This window comes from Myxococcales bacterium (genome assembly GCA_022184915.1).
In the GTDB taxonomy this organism is placed as follows: domain Bacteria; phylum Myxococcota_A; class Polyangia; order Fen-1088; family Fen-1088; genus JAGTJU01.
The window spans coordinates 1614943-1638408 of record JAGTJU010000001.1; the positions used below are offsets into that span (position 1 = coordinate 1614943).

Genomic DNA, 23466 nt, shown 5'->3' on the forward strand with positions numbered 1-23466 from the left:
CCTTCCGCTGCAGCAAAGTTTGCGCGGGTGGACCCACCCAGACTGGGTCCTGGGGGGGCTCACGCCGGGAGGGCGGCCTCGCGCACGAGCTGCCGGAACCGGTCCGCCGTGGGGTGCTGGCTCATTTCGTGAGCGACGCTTTCCGCTGCCTCCGCGAAGGTGGGTGCGGCGAGCACCTGGTCGAGGCAGGTTTGCAGGCGCGTGGCCGTCAGCTGGCGGGCCGGGATGGTGAGCGCGGCTCCGGTGGCTTCCAGGGCCTGGCTGGCCAGGTACTGGTCGAAGTTGCTGGGAATCCCGATCACGGGTTTACCCCGCGCGAGTGCCTGGTAGCCAGTGCTGCTGCCCCCGTTGGTGATGACGACGCTCGCGCGGGCGCAGGCCTCGTCGCCATCGACGAAGTCCACGGGCAGCACGTTCGGGGGAACGTCACGGGGGGACACGCGGCCCGCGGTGGCCAGCAGCACATCGACGGGCCGGCCGGCCAAAGCCTCGAGGGTGGCCGGCAACAAGCCGAGGCGGCCCGAGGAGCCCAAGGTGACATACACGCGGGGGCGCGTGGCGGGCGCCCGCCAGGGTTCGGGTAAAGGCGCCTTGGGGGACCAGAGCACGGGCCCCAGGTACCGTTGGTGCGGCTTGATGTGACGAACGGGCGCGAGCCGGGGTGTGTCGGCGAAGAGTACATGGTCTCCCGCCATCAACACGGCGAGCAAGTCGCCGAGACGCGGCAGCGCATGCCGGGCGCGCAGCTTGTCGAGCGGCGCTGCGAAATGCTTGAAGACGAAAGGAAGCGCCTTCGGAAAGTGGCGCGCGGCCCGCTCTTCACCAAGCCACCGCACGATCGGATGATCCGGCAACGGGAACGCTTCACGGGCGGCGTGGGGGCTCCAGTAGGCGTTGATGAGCGCCGCGTGGGGCACGCCGGCGAGCGGTGCGCTCACCGTCAGGGACCATCGCAAGTCGCCCACCACGAGGTGAGGCTTGACCGCGTCGATGACGGCGCGGTCGGCGGCCACATAGCGCGCGAGGGTTCGGCGTCCGTAGAGGCGCTTGCCCGACTCCAGAGACTTGAACACCTTTTCGGGCGCAACGGTCCACAGGGGCCACGTCTTCCAGCGTCCACTCGCGATGCGTTCGCCGAAGATGAAGGCCGGGAAGTCACTGGCCGCGAAGTGAATCTCGAACTCGTCGGGTGGCAAGGCGTCCGCGAGCACGACGAGGCGCACGATCTGGGCCAGCGTGATGTTTTCGGAGACGAAGAGAACGCGTCGGCGGCTCATGGGCGTGCGGGGGATGGGGCGCTCGACTTGAGCTCGGCAAATGCCGCGAGGGCGCGTTCCCTCGCAAACGCATGGTCGACCAAGGGATGCGGGTAGGAGGTTCCCAGCGTCACGCCCGCGCTGCGCAGGACGTGTGGCTCGGCCTGCCAGGGGCGTGCGAGCCACTTGTCCGGTAGCTTGGCCAGCTCGGGCACGAAGCGGCGGATGTAGGCGCCTCGAGGGTCGAACTTATCGGCCTGCATCACCGGGTTGAAAATGCGAAAGAAGGGCGCAGCGTCGGCACCGCAGCCCGCCACCCACTGCCAGCCGAGCGTGTTGTTCGCGAGGTCGGCGTCGAGCAGGGTGTCCCAGAACCATGCCGCCCCTCGTTGCCAGGGCAAAAGCAGGTGCTTGACGAGAAAGGATGCCACCACCATGCGCACGCGGTTGTGCATGAACCCGGTCTGCCACAACTCCCGCATGCCGGCGTCCACCAGGGGATACCCGGTTTTGCCTTTCTGCCAGGCCCCGAGGGCCCGCTCGTCCTCGGCCCAGGGAAAGCGCGTGAACGCAGGGTTCAAGGGCTCGTGCACCGTGGCCGGGAAGTGGAAGAGCAGGTGGTGGGCGAACTCACGCCACCCGAGCTCACTCGTGAACTTGACGGCGTTGGGCGCCGCTACGGCGCCCGCCTCGCCGGCCTGGCGGGCGGCGTGGAAGGCGGCGCGGGGGCTGAGTTCCCCAAAGTGAAGGTGCGGCGAAAGCCGTGAGACCCCTTCGAGGTCCGGGCGGTCACGGCCCTCGGCGTAGTGGCCCAGCCCGCCTTGCAAAAACCGCTGAAGGCGGGCGTGAGCGCCGTCCTCGCCCGGCTCGAACATGCGCAAAAACGGGCTTGCCCAGTCGGGCGTGGGCTGCAGTCCAAAGGCGTCGAGGGGCAGGCTTTGGGGCCAGGTCTCGGGTCCGCTGAGGAACGAGGGCGCGGGGGCGGGCAGCGGCGGTACGCCCTTCGCCAAGCACGCTCGCCAGAAGGGGGAAAAGACCGCGTAGGGCTTGCCTGCGGAGGTTTGCACCTCCCACGGCTCGAAGAGCAGCGCCCCGTTGTGGCTCTCGGCGGTCAGGCCTCGCCGGGTCAGGGCGTCCTTAACGCGGGTGTCGCGGGCCACGATTTCGGGCTCGTAGCGCCGGTTCCAGAACACCGCCTGCGCGCCCGTCTCCGCCACGAGCCGTTCGAGCGCGGCCAACGCAGGGCCGGCCCGCAGGATCAGGCGCAGACCGCGGGATGCGAGCGCGGCCGTCAGCTTGGCGAGCGAGGCATGCAGCCAAAAGCGGCTGGCAGCGCCGGGCGCGGCGTCTCCCTCCTCTTCGGGGCTGTAGATGAAGACCGGCACGACCTCGTGGGCGCGGGCCGCGGCGCTGAGCGCGGGGTTGTCCGAGAGGCGCAGGTCCGTGCGGAACCACACCAGGGCGCGGGGCCGGCTCACTGCGGAGCGCCTCTGCGGAGCGCGCGTAAGCCACCGTCGATGCGGTCAGCGACACGAAGGCCTGCCGCCTCCAGCTCGTGGCGGCTTCTCAACGCCCCTCGGCCCCCGACCACGACGGAGCGGTCGGAAGACGAGGCCCGCCAGGGCTCCAGGGTGAGCACGAGCGCCTGGATCTCGGCAGGCATGAGCGGCTTGGTGACCGAGAGGGCGACGATGGGCGCGCCCGTTCGCTCGGCCGCGCGCACGATGTCGTCGGCCGGCGTATCGGCACCGAGGTAGATCACCCTCAGGCCCGCACGGCTCGCAGAGACGGCGAAAGCGAGCAGCGCCCCTTCATGCTCTTCGCCGGCGGGGCAGGCGCATACGATGCCGGGCGCGCTGCCCCGGCTGCGGTCGGGTTCGATGAGGCGAAGAATCTTGCTGCGGATGAGCGCCGAGCCGAAGTGCTCGGCGGCAATCGACAGGCGGCCCGCCTCCCATTCGTCTCCGATCGCGGCGAGTAGAGGCAGCAAGAAGCGGTCGCAGATCTCCTCGGGCGCAAGCACCCCGAGCGACATCACGCGGAACATCGTGCCCTCGAGCCGCTCCTGATCGAACGCACCGATGGAAGCGATCGCCTCCTCGATCTGCGGCCCGAGGTCCAGCGGGTCGAGGCTGCCGCGGGCTTCGCGCAGGGGCTCCTGCTCCCGCAGCGACGCTGCAGAGGCGGCGGGGGGCGCGGGCGGCCCACCCGCCGCGGCCAGGATCTCGTCGGGAGGCAACTGAGCCACCTCTGCGATGCTTTGTCCCCCGTCGACGAGCCGCTTAGCGCCGCGCAGCACTCTCACGTCGTGGTCGGTGTAGACCCGGTAGCCCGAATCAGTGCGAATGGGCGACACCAGCCCGTAGCGGCGTTCCCACGCCCGGAGGAGCTCGGGGCTCACCCCGGCAAGCTCAGCAGCGCGGCGAATTCGGTACATATCTTCTTAGATAGTCGAGTGTGCCAACTTTGTTCAAGGTTTGTCGAGCGATTAATTCCTTGAAATTTCAGGTTTGTACATAGTTTGTCCACGGTTGTGATTGACAAACCTTGTACAAACCCTAGACTGACTTTCAGAACGACCAAGGAAGGAATTCGCGATGGCTAGCTACAAGAAACGCGTCGAGAGCGCACTGGGCAACGCCGACATTCGCCGCCGTCTGGTAAGGATCGCTCACCGGGTGTTGAGGTCGGAGGAAGATTCGGAAGATGCAGCACATGACGCCGTGGTCCAGGCTCTGGCGGCCGCGGACAGGTTTCGCAGCGACGCACAGGTGACGACATGGATGCACCGTATCGCCGTGAACGCGTCGTTGATGGCGCTTCGCAAGAGCCAGCGCGCCGGGCGCCACCTGGGAGCGTTGGGGGCGGCTGGCGTGGCCGGTTTGCCGGTGTCGTGGGCGATGGGGGGCCAAAGCTCTTCCGTGGAAGCGTCCTTCGCCGAGCACGACAGCCGCACCCGCGTGCGCGAGGCGGTGGCTCAGCTGCCCGAAGAGTACCGGGATGTGATAGAGCGCTGTGTATACGAAGAGGAAACGGCGGAGGAGGCGGCGCGTGCGCTCAAGCTCACGCCCTCCGCGGTGCGCACCCGAGTGGGGCGCGCTCGCAAGCGACTACAAAACTTGCTCAGCGAAGAGGTGAAGGTGGCGGCGTAGGAGACTGCGGCCGTCGCCCGGGTTCGACAAGGAGGACGACGCATGCGCAGAGGTGAGCTGGGTGGCGGCCATCGGGGCAGGGTGGGTGAGACGTGGTGGGCAAGGGGTCTTGCCTGGCTACGGACGGCAAGCTTTACGCTCGCGTGGCTGGGAGGCCTCAACATGACGACAATCGCCAGTGCCGAAGCGTCCCCTGCAGACGAGTTCAAGCGGGGGCGCGCCGCGCAAGGGGAGGCGCGCCGGGCGCACTTCCAAAAGGGCATGGAGCAGGCTCGGGCGCTGGTCGATAAAGATCCCAAGGACCCGGAAGGCCTGTTTTGGCTGGCCGTGAACATGGGTGCGGAGGCGCTCGAGCGGGGCAAGATGTCGGCTTTGCCGGTGGTGCCCAAGATGGAGCGGCTTCTCTTGAAGGTGGACGAGCTCGAGCCGGGGTTCGCCGAAGGCGGCGCGGCACGGGTGCTCGGCAGGCTTTACGACCAGGCCCCTGCGGTGGTCTCCGTGGGCTCCTCGTCGAAGGCCCGCAAATTTTTGGAGCGGGCACTGAAGCTGGCGCCGGAGCATCCGGGCAACCAGGCCTTCGCAGCCGACTTCTTGAAGGATAACGGCGAACGCGACAGGGCGAAGAAGCTGGCAGCATCCGCACTGGCCACTTTGGAGGCTGCGGGCGACAAGTACGGCGACGAAGGCAAAGAGTGGAGGAAGATCGCGCGGGACGTGATGGATGACTGAGCGCTTCGACGTCGTCTTGGTCGGCGCCGGGCTAGCCAACGCGATGACGGCGTTGGCTCTTGCGAAGCTGCGGCCCGGTGTGCGCGTGGCCCTCGTCGAGCGGAAGCCCGCTCTCGACTTCGAGCAGACCTTTTGTTTCCACGGCAGCGACGTGGATGCGGTGCCCAGGGCCTGGAGCTGGCTCGAGCCTGTGGTGTCCCACAGCTGGGCTGGCTACGACGTCCGCTTTCCCGCCTACGAGAGATCTTTTTCCTCCGCCTACCACTGCATCGCGGGTCAGCCGCTGGCGACACGGCTCGAGGAGACTGTCAGGGCCATGGGGGGACGTTCGTTCTTGGGCTGCGACGTGACCCACGCGAGCGACCGTCGGGTGCTCTTGGCAGACGGCCGGGTGGTGGAGGGCGAGGTGGTCCTGGACGGCCGCGGTGCGGAGGCGCCCGCGCAGGGCACCGGCTACCAAAAGTTCGTGGGATGGGAGGTCGAACTCGACCACGGGTCGGCGCCTCTTCCGCACCGACCCTTGCTGATGGATGCGCGGGTGGATCAGGTGGACGGCTACCGCTTCATGTACGTCCTGCCTTTTGGTGAAGCCCGCGCGCTGCTCGAAGACACCTACTTTTCGTCGACGGGCCTTCTGAGGGAGGCCGACATCGAAGCCCGCATGACGGCTTACCTGCAAGCGGCCGGCTGGAGGCTGCGTAGGATCGTGCGCAAGGAAAAGGGCGTCTTGCCGATGCCGTGGGTGGAAAATCCCTTGCGCCCGCGCGCCGACGCCGCCATCGAGGTGGGCTACCGGGGCGGTTTTTTTCAGGCGGCCACGGGGTACTCCCTGCCCGCTGCGGTTCGTGTGGCCCAGGCGGTGGCGGACGCTGAGGCGTTGTCTCAGCCGAGCGTTCGCGCCGCCCTCGCGCCCGTGCGCAGGCGGCTGGTGGCGCGGAACCGCTTTTACCGCACGCTCAACCGGCTTTCGTTCCGGGGCGTGCACGACCACGACCGCTGTGCGGTCTTCGAGCGTTTTTATCGGCTGCCCGCGCCGCTCATCGAGAGGTTTTACGCGGGCGAAAGTTCTATTTGGGATCGTGTACGCATCATAGGTGGAAGACCTCCCGTGCCCCTCTCCCGGTTCACGTTGGGTCGACTGATGCGTGTGATGGAGGAAGCGTCATGAGTGCACAACCGATGCCGAAGACCGAATCCGCGCCAGCGCCCCTGGCCAGCCTGCTCGAGCGGCACTGGGCGTCGTCGCGTTCATCCCTGCCCCTCGCCCTGTGGCGTAAGGTGCTTCTCGGGCCTGTGGAAGAGATCCTGTCGCGCCCGGGCAAGGCGTTCCGCGCGCACTTGGTGGAAGCTGCCTGGCGGCTGGTGGCTCCGGATCGGGAGCCTCCCGCGGAGTTGGGGGCCGTCATCGAGGTGCTTCATGCGGGCTCGATGGTGGTGGACGACATCGAGGACGGTTCATCCACCCGGCGCGGGGGGCCTGCGCTCCACACCCTTTACGGTGTGCCGCTGGCCTTGAATGCGGGCAACTGGATGTACTTCTGGCCGTTCGAGCTTTTGCGTAGCCTGGCATTGCCGCCGCACACGGAAAGTCTTCTCATCGGACGCACGCTGACCACGCTCTCCGACTGTCACCGCGGACAAGCTCTCGACGTGGGGGTGCTGGTGGGTGACGTGGAGCAAGCCCGGGTGGCCGACGTCGTGGCTGAAACGACGGCTCTCAAAACGGGGGCTCTGATGGGGCTGGCTGGGGCGCTCGGTGCGGGCGCAGCGGGCGCCTCGGGGCATTTGCTCGAGGCAGCCGAGCGCTTCGGCCGACGTCTTGGATTTGCGCTGCAGCAGCTCGACGATCTTGGCAACCTGAGTGGCCACAAAGATCCCGACAAGCGCCACGAGGACCTGCGCAACGGGCGCCTCGGTTGGCCTTGGGCCTGGGCGGCAGAGTCCCTGGACGCAGACGCGTTCGGGAAGCTGGTGGCCGCGGCCATCGACCTGCGAAACCAGGGTGGCGACAAAACGGCCGGCTGTGAGTGGCTTGCGGCGCGCTTGAAGGCCGTTGCAGGCGCCGAGCGGCGGCGCCAGATCGGGCAAGAGGTTCTTTCCGCGTCCCGTGATCTCGAGTGTGTGTTCGGCCGTACGCCCGTCACCGCTTTTCTGCGCAACGAAATCGCTCGTTTGGAGGCAAGTTATGGCTGAACCGGCATTGGCACGAAAGGCACCCGCCTCGGCATCGGCGGCTGTCGTGGGAAGCGGCTTCGGAGGGCTGGCCGCGGCCATTCGCTTGCAGGCCGCGGGGGTCAAGACGACTCTGTTCGAGAGCCGGGACAAGCCCGGGGGCCGCGCGTACGTCTACGAAGACGAAGGCTTCACGTTCGACGCCGGCCCCACGGTGATCACGGCTCACACCTGCCTGGAGGAGCTCTACGAGCTGGCGGGTGAAAAGCTGGCCGAGCACGTGGACCTTTTGCCGGTTCACCCCTTCTATCGTCTGTTGTGGAGTGATGGCGCCACGCTCGACTACGACGGCGACGAGGCGTTCATGGACGCCGAGGTGAAGCGGTTGTGCCCCAAGGACCTCGAGGGCTACCGCCGCTTCATTGACTATAGCCGCCGGGTGTTTCACGCCGGCTACGAGAACCTGGCCGCCACGCCGTTTTTGCGTTTTCGAGACATGGTGCGTGTGGCTCCGCAGCTCGCGCGCCTGCGAGCCGATCGGACCGTGTACGGGGCCGTTGCCAAATACGTCAAGGACGAGCACCTGAGGCAGGCGCTGTCTTTCCATGCCCTGCTCATCGGGGGCAACCCGTTCGAGACAAGTGCCATCTACACGCTCATCCCTTTCCTCGAGCGCAAGTGGGGTGTGTTCTTCCCTCGCGGGGGTACGGGTGCGCTCGTGCGGGAACTGGCAGCGCTCTTCGAACGCTTGGGCGGCCAGCTTCGGCTCTCCTCGCCCGTGGAGCGCGTGCGGGTGGAGCCGGATGGCCGGCACACGGTGACCTCGGGACAGACGACCAATACCTTCGACGTGGTGGTCTCGAACGCGGACTTGCACCACACCTATGGCACACTTTACAACGGGGTGCCCGGAGCGGCGCGACGGACCCAGCGGCTCGAGAAGATGGAATGGTCGATGTCGCTCTTCGTGCTCTATTTCGGAACGAAGAAGAAGTACGACAACCTTGCTCACCACACGGTGATCTTCGGGCCACGCTACCGCGAGTTGCTCGACGACATCTTTCACGGCCAGAATCTGCCGGACGACTTCAGCCTCTATCTTCACGCCCCCACCGTGACCGATCCCTCCTTGGGTCCGCCGGGGTGTGAGACCTTCTACGTGCTGGCGCCGGTACCTCACCTCGGCAACGCCAACGTCGACTGGGAAGCCGAAAAAGAGCGGTACGCCGACCGCATCTTGGCTTACCTCGAGCGCTGGTTGCCGGATCTGCGCGCCAACCTGGTCACGAAGCGCACGTTCACCCCGCGCGACTTCCAGTCTACGCTTCACGCTTTCAACGGCAGCGCGTTTTCGGTGGCACCGCGGCTGCGGCAGAGCGCATATTTCCGCCCCCACAACCGCGACGGCGGCATCCCGGGCCTTTACATCGTGGGTGCGGGCACCCATCCCGGCGCGGGCGTGCCGGGCGTGATCAACTCCGCCAAGGCCACCGCGCACACGGTGCTCTCCGATCTGGGCTTCATCTGAAATCCATGCAGGCCTCGCAGGGCGTGAAGAACGGGGATATGGCCGCATCGCAGGGGTCAGACCAGAGCCAGGGGGAGCGGCTGGCCCAGCGGGATCTGGCGAAGGGCTCCAAGAGCTTCGCGCTTGCGGGGAAGCTTCTGCCACACCGGGTGCGCGAAGACGCCGCCGTTTGCTACGCCTTTTGCCGCTTGGTGGACGACGCCGTGGACGAGGTTCCAGCCGCCGAGGCCCCGGCGGCGGTGGCGCGTTTGCACGCGCTGGTCGCCGCGCTCTACGAGGGCCGGCCTCAGGAGGATCCGCGGCTGCGCGCCTTCGCTGCCCTCGTCGCACGCACACGATTGCCCAAGCACTACGTCCTCGAGCTCGTGGAGGGCATGGGCATGGATGCCCGAGGCGTCAAGTACGAGACCCTCGACGAGCTGCGGCTCTACTGCCACCGCGTGGCGGGTGTGGTGGGGTTGATGATGTGCCACGTACTGGGTGTGCGTGACGATCGCGCCCTCAAGAACGCCGCCCATCTCGGCATCGCCATGCAGCTGACGAACATCTGCCGGGACGTGGCCGAGGACTGGACGCGCGGGCGGCTCTACCTGCCGGCCGACCTGACGGCGCACGTCACGGGGCCCGCGCAGGCCGGAACCTCGCTGCCCCAAGCGATGGGCCCCGCGCTCGCGCCCGCCGTGCGCACCCTGCTCGCGGAGGCCGAGCAGCTTTATCGTTCGGGCCAAAAGGGACTGTGGGCTTTGTCTGCGAGAACCGCGCTCGCGATTCGTGTGGCGGCGTGGGTCTACCGGGACATCGGCCGGCGCTTGGCCCGGCGGGGCTTCGACGTGACCCGTGGGCGTGTGGTGGTGCCGTTGCGGCGTAAGCTGTGGCTGGCGTGCCGTGCGGCCCTTTCGGCCCTGGCGGAGGTCCCGTCCCGCCTGCCGGTCTCACCGTTTTCCGCTCCGCTTACCCCCATAAAAGCGCCCACCCGCATTGCCAGGTACCCCGATGACATCCTCCCTGCTGACTGAGCTTCGCGTTTATTTCGGAAGGTTTCGCGTGTTCGAGCCCATCGACTGGGTGGTTTACGTCGCTTGGGTGGGGCTCATGGTGGGCCTGATGGCGGCCACGGGGGCCTTTCTGCTGGTGGGTGCCATGAACGGTGCGGTGTTTCCCGCCGAAGCGTACATGGTGCCTTTGGGCGCAGGGATCTTCGCGGCGGCCATCTCGGTCGATACCATCGGGCACCGCACGGTGTACAAGGAGGTGCTGAGGGGCGGGGAGGGCTTGGTCCACCACATCATCATCTTTGCCGGCATCGGCAGCTGCATGCTGCTCTGTGCGGCGTACCCCGCACGCCCGATGTACGCGATCCCGGCGATGGTTCTGACGGTCTTGTCGTTCGTCTACAGTCTGGTCGACGAGGTCATGCACTGGCGCCGGTACCTGACTCAGAAATCCGACGTGGTGGAAATGTGGAGCCACGTCTTCATTCTGGTTGGGCACGGCATCATGATGGTGGGCTGGTGGCGCTGGTACCAGCTGGGGTACGGGGGCGTAGCCCGTACCCTCGAGGTCCTCGGCTTCGCCTGACGGCGCCCGAGGACGGTCCTTAGTCCGTGGGCGTGAGGACCGAGGGATCCACCCGCACGGGCTTCAGGTTCCAGATCTCGTTTGCGTACTGGCGGATGGTCTCATCGCTCGAGAAACGGGCTCCACCCACGATGTTCATGAGGGCCCGCCGGGACCACTCGAGCGGGTTACGATAGAGCGTCGCGGCGGCTGCCTCTGCGGCCACGTAGGCGTCGAAGTCGGCGCACACGAGGAAAGGATCGTGGTAGCGAAGGTTGTCCACCACGGGCTTGTAGCGTTGGGGCTCACCGAAGCTGAAGAAGCCCGACTCGATCATCGCGAGGGCCTCGGACAGACGAGGGCTTGCTTCGATGAACGGCCCCGGGCGGTAGCCGCTGCGCACGAGCTCAGCGACTTCGGCCGTGTCGAGCCCGAAGAGGAAGAAGTTGTCGGGCCCCACTTCTTCGCGGATCTCGACATTGGCGCCGTCGAGCGTGCCCAGCGTGAGCGCGCCGTTGAGCGCGAACTTCATGTTGCTCGTGCCGGAGGCCTCTTTGCCCGCGGTGGAGATCTGAATCGACAGGTTCGCTGCCGGGATGATGGACTGGGCCAGTGAGACGCCGTAGTTCGGGATGAAGGCCACGGCCAAGCGCCCGTTCACGTCCGGGTCGCTGTTGATGACCGCCGCCACGTCGTTGATGAGGCGGATGTGCATCTTGGCCATCGCGTACCCCGCCGCGGCTTTCCCGGCGAACACGTAGACCCGGGGCACGGTGTCGAGCTCGGGGTTGTTTTTCAGGGCCATGTAGTGGCTGACGATCTGCAGGCAGGCCAGCACCTGGCGCTTGTATTCGTGGATCCGCTTGACCTGCGCCGCGAACATCGCCTCGATGGGCAGCTCCACGCCGATGCGGCGCTGAACCAAGAGTGACAGGTCGCGCTTGTTGGCCTCCTTGACGTCCCACAGCGCCTGCAAGAACGGCTGATCGTTCTCGAGCGTCTCGAGCTGCTTGAGCTGCGAAAGATCGCGATGAATCCAATCCCAGCCGATGCGTGACGAGATGAGGCTCGTCAGGCGCGGGTTCGCGTGCAGCAGCCAACGCCGGGGCGTGACACCGTTGGTCTTGTTGTTGAAGCGTTCAGGCCACAGCTCGTAAAAGTCCGACAGCAGCTCTTGCTTGACGAGGTCGGTGTGCAACCGAGCCACGCCGTTGACGCTGTGGGACCCCACGGTCGCCAGGTGGGCCATGCGTACCTGCTTGACGGGTCCTTCCTCGATGATGGACATGCGTTGCATCCGCTCGGGCTCGTTGGGCCAGCGGGTGTGCACCTTGCGCAGGAAGCGTTGGTTGATCTCGAAGATGATCTGGATGTGACGCGGCAGGATGCGCTCGAAGAGGGGCAGCGGCCAGCGCTCGAGCGCCTCGGGAAGCAGGGTGTGGTTCGTGTAGCCCAACGTGGCTTCCGCCAACTCCCAGGCGTGTTCCCAGTCCACACCTTCCACGTCCACGAGGACGCGCATGAGTTCGGCCACCGTGATGGACGGATGCGTATCGTTGAGCTGAATGGCTGCCCGCTTGGGGAACAGATCGAACGACTGGTGCCGCTTTTTGTAGCGATTGACGATGTCGGCGATCGAGCAGGCCACGAAGAAGTACTGCTGCTTGAGCCGCAGCGCCTTGCCCTCTTCGGTCTGATCGTTGGGATAGAGCACCTTCGAGATGTTCTCGCTGTCGATCTTCTCCTCCACGGCGCGCCGGTAGTCGCCGTCGTTGAAGAAGCGCAGGTCGAAGTCCTTGGTGGCCCGCGCGGCCCAGAGCCGGAGCGTGTTCACCGTGTTGCTTCGATGTCCCACGATGAAGGAATCGTGGGGCACCCCGATGACGGTGCGGGTGTCCACCCAATCGACGCGAAGCCGGCCGTCCTGGTCTTGCCGCATCTCCGTGCGGCCGAAGAACTTCACGGTCTGCGCCTCTTCGTGGCGGGGCAGCTCCCAGGGGTTGCCGTTTTGCAGCCAGTTGTCGTGGAACTCCACCTGCTGGCCGTGCTCGATGCGCTGCTCGAAGATGCCGAAGTCGTAGCGGATCCCGTAGCCCATCGCCGGGAGCTCCAGCGTGGCCAGGCTGTCCATGAAGCACGCCGCCAACCGCCCAAGACCCCCGTTGCCGAGGCCCGGGTCACCCTCGGCTTCGAGGATGTCGTTGAGATCGTAGCCGCGCTCGGCAGCCAGGGAGCTGGCCGCCTCGAAGAGGCCCATGTTCATCAGGCACAGGCCCAGGCTGCGGCCGGTCAGGAACTCGGACGAGAGGTAGTAGGCGCGCTTCGCGTCCAGGGTGTCGTAGGTGTGCTGCGTGGCCAGCCAGCGGTGCACCAGGCGGTCCCGAACGGAGTGTGCGAGCGCCTGGTACATGTCGAAAGTGGACGCGTCCGTGGCATCCTTGGCACAGGTGAACAGCAAGTGATCCAACACTGCCCGCTTGAAGCCCGCTGCGTCCATGCCCCCCCGGGTCGTGGCGCCTTTCCTGCTGGCCGTGCTGGTGGGCGTCGCGGTCAGGGCGGCGGGTTTGGTGGGGAGGTCGTCGCGTTCGACCGCATTCGGGTTGCTGATGTTGGACACCTTGAAGATGGTACCGGGGATCCGTTAACGAAGCGTTTCGGATGGGAACATGCCGCGTAAAATCGGATCCGGGGGAGGTCGCACCGGCCCGAACCCTGAGCTCTCCGCCGAGGACAAGGCCCTGTTCGACGAAGCGATGCAGGGCGTACGACCTTTGGCGTCGGGCAAGGCGCGGGTGCCTGCCGCGCTGCCGGACCCGCGCGTCCGCGCGACGCGCCCGACGCCGGGGTCGCTGCCGTTGGCGGGGGCTTTTCCAACCCTCGGGCGGGGCGAGGGGGGGGGGCTCGAGGTGCTCGAGGACGGGGAGCGGGTCACCGGGAGAGGGCCCGACGTGGACCGCCGCCTCGTCCGGGAGCTGGCCAAGGGCAACCCCCAGCCGCAGGGCAAGCTCGACCTGCACGGGAAAACCGCGGCGCTCGCGCGCGAGATGGTGCCGCGCTTCGTGGCAGCGGCGGTGGCCGACGCGAAGTCGTGCGTGCTGGTGGTGCACGGACGAGGGCACCACTCGTCGAGCGAGGGCCCGGTGCTCAAGCGTGTGGTGCTTCAGCTTCTCTCGACGCCACCCCTTGCCTCCTGCGTACTTGCGTTTGCCACGGCCCCGCGGCCCTTGGGTGGCGAGGGCGCCCTGTTGGTGCGGCTGCGCCGGGGGCGCGCGGGGTGATTCGTGCCACGTTTCAGCTGGTGCGGGGGCTCGGACCCCGGCGGGAACGGGCGCTGTGGGCGGCAGGACTACGCGATTGGACCGACGTGCTCGGAGCGACGGCCACGGACCTGCGCCTGCCGCTGAAACTCTGTGACGAGCTCAAGGTCGCCGTGGAAGAGCTGCGTGCCTGCTTCGAGGCAAACGATCTCGTCGGTGTGGCCACCCGCATGCCCACGGGGGAACACTGGCGTTTGTTCGAGGCCTTCGAGAGCCGTGCGGTGTACCTCGACATCGAGACCGATCGCGAGGAGGGCGTCACCGTGGTGGGGCTGCTCGACCGCGAGGGGCCTCGTTGTCTGCTGGCGGGGCGGGACCTGGCGCGGGTGCCTGGCTACGTCCCTGCCGATTGTTTGCTGGTTACGTTCAACGGCGCTTCTTTCGACGTGCCGATGTTGCGCAAGCACTTCGAGGCGTGGCAGGCCCCGCCTGCGCACATGGACCTTCGCCACGTGTGGAATCGCCTGGGGCACTGGGGAGGGCTCAAGGCCCTCGAGGACGCCGTGGGCATCGGACGCCCTGCCCATTTGAAACACCTCGACGGCTCACATGCCTCCTGGCTTTGGCAGCACGCGCGGCTCGGCGATCGGGCTGCCTTGACGAAGCTCGTCGAATACAACCTCTACGACGTCATCAACCTGCGCACTTTGGCCGCGCTCGGTTGGAACCGCATGGTGCAGCAGCACGGCTTCCCCGAGCGCGTGCTGCCCGTATCTTTCCGCGGTGACGTGCTCTACGACGTGAGCCGTCTGTTGATGGCGTTATGAGCCGTAGATGATCGCCGCGCGGGGGGCGAGACCGCCAAAATGCAAGGGCGGCACCAGCTGCAAGTCGATGAGCACGGCCACCGCACCCACCTGGTATCCGGCGCGGGCGCAGAGGTCGGCCGCGCCCTTGAGCGTACCGCCGGTGGCGAGCACATCGTCCACCAGGAGCAGGTGGCCCCGTCCCGCCTGCATCTCGAGCACGCCCGCGCCGTACTCGAGGTCGTAGGGCACGTCGACCACCGGCGGCGGCAGCTTGCCCTGCTTGCGGATGGGCACGAACCCCTTGTTGCGACGTTCGGCCAACGCGGCGGCCAGGACGAAGCCGCGTGATTCCACACCGGCAACGGCGGTGATCGTGTCCCACTCCGGCGCCGACAACAGCGCTTCCATCGCCGAGATGGTCTCGCGAAATGCCTGCGCCAAGAGCGGCGTGATGTCGCGGAAAAGAATGCCAGGTTTCGGAAAATCGGGGACGTCGACGATGTAACGGCGCAGATCGCTCATGGCGCCGAAGGGTACCCGAAAAACGGGGATCGGGTGATTGTGGGCGGAGGACCGGACGGGGCGCGTGGGCTCGGCTAACCTCCGGACCGTGAGCGAACGCTACGACGCCGTGGTCGTGGGCTCGGGCCCGAATGGCCTGGCGGCGGGCATTCGCCTTTTGCAGGCCGGGCGCTCGGTCCTCATCCTCGAGGCAAACGCCGAGCCCGGGGGAGGCGCACGCTCGGCCGCGCTCACGCTGCCCGGGTTCGTGCACGACGTATGTTCGAGCGTTCATCCGCTCGGCGTGGCCTCGCCTTACTTCCAAAAGCTGCCCCTGGCGCGCTACGGACTCGTGTGGCGGCACACACGCTTCGCCATGGCCCACCCGGGCGAGGGGCAAGACGCGGCGGTGTTGTCGCAGGACTTGGACGACACGGTGGCCTCGCTGGGAGAAGATGGCGCCCGCTACCGTCGTCACATGGCGCCCCTTGTGGCCGCGTGGCCGTCGATCAAGGGCGACGTGCTTGGGCCTCTCGGGTTCCCGCGCCGGCCCGTGGCGATGGGGCGCTTCGGGATGGTCGCGCTGCGCTCGGCGGCAGGCGTGGCGCGTTCGTGGTTCCGGGGCGAAGCGGCGCGAAGGTTTTGGGCAGGTCTGGCGGCACACGGTGGTCCGCCGCTCACCTGGCGGGGCACGAGTGCCGCGGCCCTCGTGCTGGGCCTGTGTGGGCACGCCGAAGGGTGGCCCGTTCCCGAAGGCGGTGCCGGCCGGCTGATCGCGGCTTTGCTCGGGCACTACCGGGAGTTGGGCGGGCAGCTGCGCACGCAGGCGGTCGTGCGGCGTTTGTCGGATCTGCCCGCGCACCGGGTGGCTCTGCTGAGCGTGACACCCCGGCAGCTGGCCGAGATGGCCGATCCCGAGCTGCCGCGCCGGACACGCCGGGCGTTGGCGCGGCGGCGCTTCGGCCCGTCGGTGTGCAAGGTCGATTGGGCGCTTTCGGGCCCCATTCCGTGGCAGGCGCAGGCGTGCCGGGAGACGATGACGGTGCACCTGGGGCGCTCCCTGGACCAGATCCTGCGCTCCGAGGCACGACCTTTCGTGACGCCGGGTGGGCCTCTCGCGGCGCCCTACGTTCTGCTCACGCAACCCACGGTGGGCGACCCTTCACGGGCGCCCGCGGGCCAGCACACCGCTTGGGCTTACTGTCACGTGCCCTGGGAGAGCGACGAGGACGCCACCGAGGTGATCGAAGCGGAGATCGAGCAGCATGCCCCGGGGTTTTCCGATCTCATCCTGGCGCGACACACCCGTACGGCGCCCGCACTGGCGGCCTATAACCCGACCTACGTGGGCGGGGACATTGCGGGCGGTACGGCGTCTTTGTGGCAGATGGTGGTGCGTCCGGCGCTGACGCTGGATCCGTATGGCACGCCCTTGCCCCACGTGTTTCTTTGTTCTTCGTCCACCCCGCCAGGGCCTGCCGTGCATGGGCTTTGCGGTTTGGGTGCCGCGGAGCGGGCGCTGGCGTACCTGGCGTCGCAAGGCGCCTGAAGGGCGAGCCGGCTCAGGGCACTTCCATCCAGCCCGTCTGCTGGAAGCGCAAGCCGCCGTTGCGGGTGAGGTCACTGATGGCGCCGCCCGCCACGAAGGTCTGGTTGAGTTGGTTTGAGACGTCGTGCACCTTGCCCTGCGAGTCGGTGTACACGACCTTTTTGCCGACGATGACCGCGGAGGTCACAGGTTCGTCGATGAGGCCGAAGCCCGCTTTTTGCACGATCTGGTTGGAGTTCACGTTCACCTCGTGAAGCGCCAGGTACGATCGCCCTGATCCACACACCGCTTCGGGCGGGGCGTACCACAAGGAGATGATCTGGAATCCCGCGCCATCGGCTTTCAAGATCGCCAAGGGGGTGCTGGTGGGACGCGCGTTCGCAGGCAGGTCCTGCGAGCAGCTCCCCGCGCCGCCGCCTCCGTTGGGATCGAAGACGCCGCACAGCGTGCCGCTGCCGGCCACCAGCTCCACCTGGCCCCCGGTGACCCAGGTCTCGTCGGCGGCCATGCCTCCCCCCACCGAGGTGCGCTTTTCCTTCCTGACGACGAGGCGCGAGGCGGCGAAGGATTCCGTCTCGGGGTCGAGGGCGCTGTTGGTCACTTGCACCACGTAAACCTCCCCCGGATGGTTGAGAGGATCGTCGCGATCCATCTGCACCACCGTGGGGGAGAAGTGAAGCGGGTGCGCGCAGCCAAAGGCCTTGACGAGGGACAGCGCTCCCGTGGTGCCCGTGTCGTTGTAGGCGCCGACCTGGGCGGGCACATAGCGCCACAGGTTGCCCCAGGTGTCACCAAAGAACGCGCCCAATAGCTGTTGTTGCTCGCGGAAATCGAAGTTGCGCGCGGCTGCCACGTCGGTGAGGGTGGTGAGCTCTACGGTCGAGCAACCGCTTGGCGTGATGGTGTCCGCATCGAGCAAACCGCCGCTACGAATCGACGTATTCACGAGCGTGATGCCTTGTGCCGCTGACGTGGGCGGCGTCGATCGGTAACCCGAGGCGAACACCACCCGGTGATCGTCCTTGCTGGCGCTCTTGCCGAAGTAAAACGCCGGCACGGAGACAGTTCTGCCCAGGTAGTCGTCGTAAAGCGCCTTGTCGGCGGGCATGACCGTGTCGGTGTGCCACAGCACCCTGACAGGTGGGTTTGCGACGGTACCTCCCGCAAAGGGCTCGGTGATGTCGAGCATGAAGGCCTCGTTGCCACCCCACCCATCGGTCATCACCATGACGGTCTTCCACACGGCGGTGGCGTCGTCGTCGCAGTTGGTCCAGCACAGGCTCTTCACCTTGGGAGAGCTGGTCAGACCGTAAATGTGTGCGCGGGGATCGGCCTTCTGGCCGCCTTGGACGTAGAGGTTCGTCACGACCTGCAGCATGTCCGGGGGGATGTACGCGAAGGCCTCTTCGCCGCCCTTGTAGGTGACGCCCCCCACGGTCGTGTCTCGTGTGAAGAACGCATGCAAGAGGCCGTCATCGCCGGCGGCGTAGACCAGGCTAACCCGGTTCTTTTGGTCTTCATGAAACTTTTTTCCCCCCGGCAAACTGGTGAGCCCTGGCGGCCCCACCTCGATGGGGGTCGAGTTGACGAAGGCGCCCAGCACGGCTTTGTTGCGCTGGCGCGGATCCCCCAGCATCCACTGGGCGATGCGCTCGGCTTCGTCGTTCGTGTTGCCCAGCCCCAAAGACAAAAGCTCGTCGCGGTTGGCGATGGCTCCCGAGCTCGGGTCGACCTGAATCTTCACCATGTTGGCGCCGGCGGAGGTGTAGATGCGCCGGTTCTTCCAGCCCGTCCAGTTGCGGTAGGCCAGGACGTCGTTCGGATCGGGAAAATTGGCAGGGTTGCCAGCGTCCCACATGAGCTTGGGCTGACCCGTGCCGGGGTCGATGTCCTTGGTGTCGTAGGCCAAGAGGTGGCCGCGCCAGCTGGGAAAGTCGACCCGGGCGTCGAAGAGAATGCCCCCGGGGGTGATCTCGCCCTCGTTCTGCACGCCGCCGATCGCCGAAGCGGGCGTGGTGGAATAAGAGCCCTTGATGGCGTCGAAAATCACGTTCTGGATGGCCTCTTGAAGCTCAGTTTCGTTCGTCGCCAGGAACATGCACTTGTCATCCGAGGCAAGGGCGGGGTCGCCCGGGGCCCGACACGTGCCGCCGGCCCTCGCGATGTTCTCGTTGATGGTGGCCGGTGTGCCAATGACGGCGTCGGGCGAAAAGCCGATGACGTAGGTCTTGACGTTCAGCCCCCCCATGGCTGCGGCCTTGCGCAGCTTGAGCGCGTTCGTCACGGACTTGCACTGACAAGTGGCGCCCACCGTGGCGTTGGGATCGTCCCACTGCACGCGGCAGTCGGGGTTGTCGCATGAGGTGACGCCGTTGGCGTCGACGTCGCCGGGACCGTTGGTCTCACCATCCGTAATGAGCAAGATGAAGTTGTCGCGGCACACCATCGTGTCGCCCGCCTTCACCGCGGACATGTAGTCCCAGGCTGAGTGTTTGGCCCGGTCGGCCGGGGCGGGCACGGGGCCTTCGGCAAAGTCGTTGAGGAGCGCGCAGCCCACGGGGCCACGTTCCCAGTGCATGAAGCCCCCGTCGGCGGCCTTCTCCAGCATGGGCAGCATTTTTTGAAGGTTGGCTTTGCCCGTGGTGGGGTCGTCCGAGACGTCCATCATGGGAAAGAGGGCAGGGTCGAAGTTTCCTCCGCAGGTCATCGAGCACTGGGAGCCACACTGCGCGCCCTTGATGGGAGGGCGGTTGGCGCCGGCCTTCGGGTCCCAGTAGTAATCGTTGCGCGGCTTGAAATAGACGTAGGGATCCCCGCTGACGGTGATGTTGCGGCCCTCGTACTTGTCCCTGAACAAAGGCTTGTCCCACGTGTCGTAGGTTCCCGAGCTGACCGCGTACTGGTAGTGGGCCCCGGAAAAGAGCGACGTGCCGCGGGCGTCGGTGAACCGATCGTCGTCGTCATAGTCGTCGTCGTCTTCGTAGAGGAGCCAGCCTTGGGGCTGGGTGAAGACCACGCATTTTTCGCCGCAGTAGGGCTGGTCGAGCTGAACGAAGCTTCCATTTTTGAATACGGTGTACCGCGCGTTCACGCCGCTGCGCCACGTGTAGGTGATGGAGCCTATCGTGCACGTCGCGGAGGGGCCGCCGGTTTTGGTGTAGCATCCGTGCGTTGCGAGCTCGTCACGCGGGAAGTATCTGTCCACGAGCTTCGTGCTGCCGGTGCCCGTGGTCACCTTGAAGTACGGGAAGTAGTAGTCGTCGGGTCTTCCATCTTTGTCACCCACATCGATGAGGCCGTCGCCGTTGCGGTCCCAGGTGGTGCCATCGGGTGAGCCCTGCGAAAAGCCCATCAGGCCGAAGTTCATGATATCTGCGTTGTTGAGCAGCACGTTGCGCAGCACGCGCTTGGCCACCACGGAGCGGCTGGTGGCGGGCACGCACTCGTCGTTCGGGTAGCGCGTGCAGTGCGCGTCGACCGCACAGAAAACCTGTTCGAAGCGACACATCTTGGCGGGGCCCTTGTTTGACGCCGAGATCATACACACGTCACTCGCGTTGACCCCCAGACATTGATTGACTTGACCCCCTTGGCAGGTGTTGAGGCTCACGTTGCAGGCGTTGTCCTGCGCGACGCAGGCGTTGGGTTTGCAAACGCCTCCGCTGCTGATGCCGACCGGGGTGGCGCCGTTTTTGAGTGATGCGATCTCCTGGGCGTCGAGGGCGCGAGACCAGATGGCGACCTCGGAGATTTCGCCGTCGAGGAAGTCGCCCGGGATGCCCGAGCTGTTGATGACGCCGCCGAATACCAGCGGGTGTCCGCTCGACGTGAACGTGTGGGTGATGGGCGATTGCCCGACGAGAAGACCATTGCGGTAAAGCTTCGCCGTACTGCCGTCGTAGGTGGCGCCCACGTGCGTCCACACATTGAGAGGCAGGGCGACGGTGTCTTCGACGAACGACGACCCCAAGGTGAGGTGGAGCTTGAGCCCATTGTCGACGCCCAGCCAGAAGTCACGGGCGTTCCCTCCGGCGTTGCTGCGCCGGCTCAGGATCGCGCGCGTGTCTTGGGCGTTTGTCTTGCGCACCCAGGCGCTGATCGCGATCTGGTTCGAGAGCTTGCCGTCGATGGCAGCGCCTGCCGCCTGGGCCCAGCTCCAGTAGGCAATGCGGCTCGCGTTATCACTGGCGGCGCCCGTGTGTCCCGGCCGCCACGCCGGCAGCCCGTTGGCGCAGCCAGCACCGGTGCCGTTGATGTTTCCCCCACTTGAATCCGCGCAGCGAAGCCCTGCCGTGTTGCCGTAGATGGACTGATCGGCCACCGTGGCCCCTGTGCCTTCGTCGAATTTCCACAAGCCCAAAAGGGGAGCCGAGGTGGGCGTGGAGACGGCCTCCCCCGACGTTCCGCTATAGACCCGTTGCACCTCGAGGTCTGTCAGGGCGCGTTTGTAGATGACCACCTCGTCGAGCACGCCTGCGAAGAACTTTTGCAAGGTGGTTCCGTCGGACTCGCACCCAAGGAACGTGTTGGCGGTGCTGGACGCAGGGAGCATGCTGACGGCGCTCGAGGTCGTGAGCGTGCCGTTCTCGAAGATCTTCACGGTGGAGCCGTCCGAGACGGCGGCGTAGTGCACCCACTGGTTGAGCGGAAAGGTGCCCGCCGTTGCCGTGGTCCCACCGGTCTGTAGCGTCACCACGTTGGCAGAGGAGGTACCCAGTCGATAGGAAGGAGCCGTCGTCGAGGTTTGTTTGCGATGCACGAGACTCGTCTCGTTGGCGTTGGTCTTGTAGGCCCAGGCCGCGATCGAGAACGGTCCCGAAAGGGCGAGCTCGGCGTCAGACCCCTGGACCTCGGCGCAGCCGCTGACACCATCGAACTGGACGCCTTGGCCCCGCTTGCCGCTGACGTAGCCCGTGCCTCCTTGGCGCGTCGCCGTGTGGTCGTTGCCGCTGTGGTCGCGTGTGTTTCCGTCCATGGGCCAGTACGCCACCAGGCCAGCCAGAGGCGGGCCCCCGTGAATCTCGCTCATCTCGGCGGCGCTCAAGGTGCGGCTATAGAGCCGGACGTCACCGAGCAGGTCGTTGAGGTCCTTGTCGCCTGCCACCGTGGAGCCGAGGGCGATGCGGCCGGAGGCCCCAAAGAGCGTTCCCACGAGGATCTCCTCCTGGTTGAGCATGCCGTTGATGTAAAGCTTCATGGCTCCCGTCACGCCATCCCAGGTCAGCCCCACGTGGGCCCCGTATGCATTGACCAATGAGAAGTCCGAACACACCTCCTGCGTTCCCTCGACGGCCGAAACAGAACCGCACACGAAGCCCGCGGGCGTGACGCGGATTCCGTAGGTCAACGACCCCGTGAGCTCCTTGTGCACGAGCCACATGTCGCTGGCCGCCGTGGCCCGTCGGAACCACGCCGACACGGTGAGGTTTCGGGTGATGGCATTCAGCTTGCCGCCGGTGTTCGGGACCGTAATGAGGCCTCCGGTGCCCTTGTCGGCGGCCGTGCCGACCGGCCCCGACGCGTAGGCCGCTGACGCGTAGGAGGCATGCAGTTCATTTCCCGACGAATCATTGGCGTTGCCGGCGAGCCGCCAGTGGCCAAGCAACCCATTCGATGCGTTGGTGTTGTCTGCTTGGTATATCGAGCCCACCTCCGCGTCTGAAAGCGTGCTGCTATACACGCGGACCTCGTCGATCCTGCCCTTGACGGGGTGAAGGTAACCGGGCGCTTTCGCGGAGCCCACGATGAGGGCCGCCGTGACGGTGGCAATGGAGGTCGCGACCGAGCCCGTCGCCACCTTTTGGCCGTTGAGGTACAAGTTGGCCGTGCCGCTGTTCCACGTGACCGCCAGATGGTTCCAGGTCGCAGGCAAAAGGGGCGTGCTCGTCATGACCCGCTTGGACGCGTCGTTGAACATCTGAAACCCCCACTGACCGTCGCCCCAGGAGAGGATCTGGTACCTGCTGTTCCAGTCGAGCAGGATTTGGTTGGCGGCAAGATCGGTCGGGTAGTACCAAAGCGAGATCGTGGTGGCGTTGCCCAGCTCCAAAGCCGTGGTGACCTTGGCCGCCGAGGGGATGTTCGCATCGAGCGCAAATCCGGTGTCCCACAAGCCTGCACCCCGCTGGGCCGAGCCCACGAAGGTTCCCGTGTGGTCCCCTCCCGCGTGGTCGACGACCGTGGACGCGCCTGCCGCTTCGTTGAAGTTCCAGTGCACCTGGAGGCCCGCGCTTGGGGGCGTGGTCGAGGCGGCCCCGTCCTGGCAGTCCGCATCCGAGGCGCACGCGAGGGAAGGCTTGTACGAGCAATACCGCACGGCGCAGGAAGCCCCCGGGTTGTTGCACACCTGGTTGGTGTCGGAGCACCGACCTGCGGGTGGGCAGGCCTGAACGGAGGAACAAGACGCACCCGTGATCTTGCAGGTGCTCGACTGGGGCGCGCAGTCGCTGTTGTACTGGCAAGGCTTGCCGTCCTTTAAACAGATGCTGCCCACCGTGGGGCAATCGGCATCCTGCAAGCAGGGATCGCTGCCGTACTTGCACGCGCCCACCCGGCATTGGGCGTCGTTCGAGCACAAGCGTGCCAAGCCCGTCAGCGGCTGTTTCGAGGTGAGGCACTCGCCCGTTTGGGTGACCTCGCGGCAGTCTTGTCCGAGATCGCAGTCGACGCCGAGCTCGGTGGCGGCGTCGAAGGGCTCGCCCGGCACGCCCGTCATCGAGCCCGACGTGTCCAGCACCACCAGCATGTTGCCCTTTTTGACCTGGCGGATGATGGACTGGAGCGGGTTGACCTTCGCCTCGGCTGGGGTAGGCCCCCCGGGAGCGGCACAGGGGAAGACACCGAGGTAGACGCTGACCAGGGCCAGGCGAGCGGAAAAGCCGCGCAGGAGGCGGGAACGCATGGCCAGCAGGTGTGCAACGGGCGTTCCCAGGCGCGTGCCGGCGAGATCCTTGGCG

Annotated in this window: 16 protein-coding genes; 10 read left to right on the forward strand and 6 right to left on the reverse strand. The window is 66.5% G+C overall.

The window, feature by feature from the left end:
• Positions 1 to 59 precede the first annotated feature (59 nt).
• Genes KA712_06750 through KA712_06760 form a run of 3 tightly spaced genes read right to left on the reverse strand, consistent with a single transcriptional unit; the run spans position 60 to position 3693 of the window.
• Complete coding sequence (locus KA712_06750) at positions 60 to 1277, reverse strand: glycosyl transferase family 1 (protein MCG5052641.1); 1218 nt, start codon at positions 1275 to 1277, stop codon at positions 60 to 62.
• Positions 1274 to 2734 carry a DNA photolyase family protein gene (locus KA712_06755; GenBank protein MCG5052642.1) on the reverse strand — a complete coding sequence of 487 codons (1461 nt, stop codon included), beginning with the start codon at positions 2732 to 2734 and terminating at the stop codon, positions 1274 to 1276. The genes KA712_06750 and KA712_06755 overlap by 4 nt, the downstream gene beginning before the upstream one ends.
• Positions 2731 to 3693: a MerR family transcriptional regulator gene (locus KA712_06760; protein MCG5052643.1), complete on the reverse strand. Its 963-nt coding sequence runs from the start codon at positions 3691 to 3693 to the stop codon at positions 2731 to 2733. Before KA712_06760 ends, KA712_06755 begins: the two co-directional genes overlap by 4 nt.
• A gap of 160 nt (positions 3694 to 3853) precedes the next feature.
• Here KA712_06760 and KA712_06765 point away from each other — a divergent pair, with 160 nt between their 5' ends.
• Genes KA712_06765 through KA712_06795 form a run of 7 tightly spaced genes read left to right on the forward strand, consistent with a single transcriptional unit; the run spans position 3854 to position 10415 of the window.
• Positions 3854 to 4408, forward strand: coding sequence for a sigma-70 family RNA polymerase sigma factor (locus tag KA712_06765; GenBank protein MCG5052644.1), 555 nt, complete (start codon positions 3854 to 3856; stop codon positions 4406 to 4408).
• Between the two features lie 42 nt (positions 4409 to 4450).
• A complete protein-coding gene (locus KA712_06770; GenBank protein MCG5052645.1) occupies positions 4451 to 5137 on the forward strand; it encodes a TRAP transporter TatT component family protein in 687 nt (228 codons plus the stop codon).
• Entirely contained in the window at positions 5130 to 6305 is a 1176-nt protein-coding gene (crtY, locus tag KA712_06775) for a lycopene beta-cyclase CrtY (protein MCG5052646.1), read from the forward strand. Before KA712_06770 ends, crtY begins: the two co-directional genes overlap by 8 nt.
• Complete coding sequence (locus KA712_06780; GenBank protein ID MCG5052647.1) at positions 6302 to 7330, forward strand: polyprenyl synthetase family protein; 1029 nt, start codon at positions 6302 to 6304, stop codon at positions 7328 to 7330. Before crtY ends, KA712_06780 begins: the two co-directional genes overlap by 4 nt.
• The gene (locus KA712_06785; GenBank protein ID MCG5052648.1) at positions 7323 to 8837 is read left to right on the forward strand and encodes a phytoene desaturase; all 1515 of its coding nucleotides are present in this window, start codon (positions 7323 to 7325) and stop codon (positions 8835 to 8837) included. The genes KA712_06780 and KA712_06785 overlap by 8 nt, the downstream gene beginning before the upstream one ends.
• 5 nt (positions 8838 to 8842) lie before the next feature.
• Positions 8843 to 9853: a phytoene/squalene synthase family protein gene (locus tag KA712_06790; protein MCG5052649.1), complete on the forward strand. Its 1011-nt coding sequence runs from the start codon at positions 8843 to 8845 to the stop codon at positions 9851 to 9853.
• Positions 9831 to 10415 (forward strand): hypothetical protein, encoded by a 585-nt coding sequence (locus KA712_06795; GenBank protein MCG5052650.1) that lies wholly within the window; start codon positions 9831 to 9833, stop codon positions 10413 to 10415. Before KA712_06790 ends, KA712_06795 begins: the two co-directional genes overlap by 23 nt.
• A 19-nt stretch (positions 10416 to 10434) precedes the next feature.
• Here the strand turns inward: KA712_06795 and KA712_06800 are convergent, their stop codons facing one another.
• Entirely contained in the window at positions 10435 to 12891 is a 2457-nt protein-coding gene (locus KA712_06800; protein ID MCG5052651.1) for a glycogen/starch/alpha-glucan phosphorylase, read from the reverse strand.
• Positions 12892 to 13060: 169 nt separating this feature from the next.
• Between KA712_06800 and KA712_06805 the strand changes: the two genes are divergently transcribed.
• Together KA712_06805 and KA712_06810 are read left to right on the forward strand one after the other, a co-directional pair.
• Complete coding sequence (locus KA712_06805; protein ID MCG5052652.1) at positions 13061 to 13672, forward strand: Smr/MutS family protein; 612 nt, start codon at positions 13061 to 13063, stop codon at positions 13670 to 13672.
• Positions 13669 to 14478 (forward strand): ribonuclease H-like domain-containing protein, encoded by an 810-nt coding sequence (locus KA712_06810; protein ID MCG5052653.1) that lies wholly within the window; start codon positions 13669 to 13671, stop codon positions 14476 to 14478. Before KA712_06805 ends, KA712_06810 begins: the two co-directional genes overlap by 4 nt.
• Here KA712_06810 and KA712_06815 read toward each other — a convergent pair.
• Positions 14473 to 14982, reverse strand: coding sequence for an adenine phosphoribosyltransferase (locus KA712_06815; protein ID MCG5052654.1), 510 nt, complete (start codon positions 14980 to 14982; stop codon positions 14473 to 14475). The genes KA712_06810 and KA712_06815 overlap by 6 nt on opposite strands.
• A gap of 88 nt (positions 14983 to 15070) precedes the next feature.
• Between KA712_06815 and KA712_06820 the strand changes: the two genes are divergently transcribed.
• Positions 15071 to 16510, forward strand: a complete 1440-nt coding sequence (locus tag KA712_06820; protein MCG5052655.1) for an NAD(P)/FAD-dependent oxidoreductase — start codon at positions 15071 to 15073, stop codon at positions 16508 to 16510.
• Between the two features lie 13 nt (positions 16511 to 16523).
• On the opposite strand, the gene KA712_06825 is transcribed toward KA712_06820, so the two are convergent.
• Positions 16524 to 23411, reverse strand: coding sequence for a hypothetical protein (locus KA712_06825; protein MCG5052656.1), 6888 nt, complete (start codon positions 23409 to 23411; stop codon positions 16524 to 16526).
• Between the last annotated feature and the right edge of the window lie 55 nt (positions 23412 to 23466).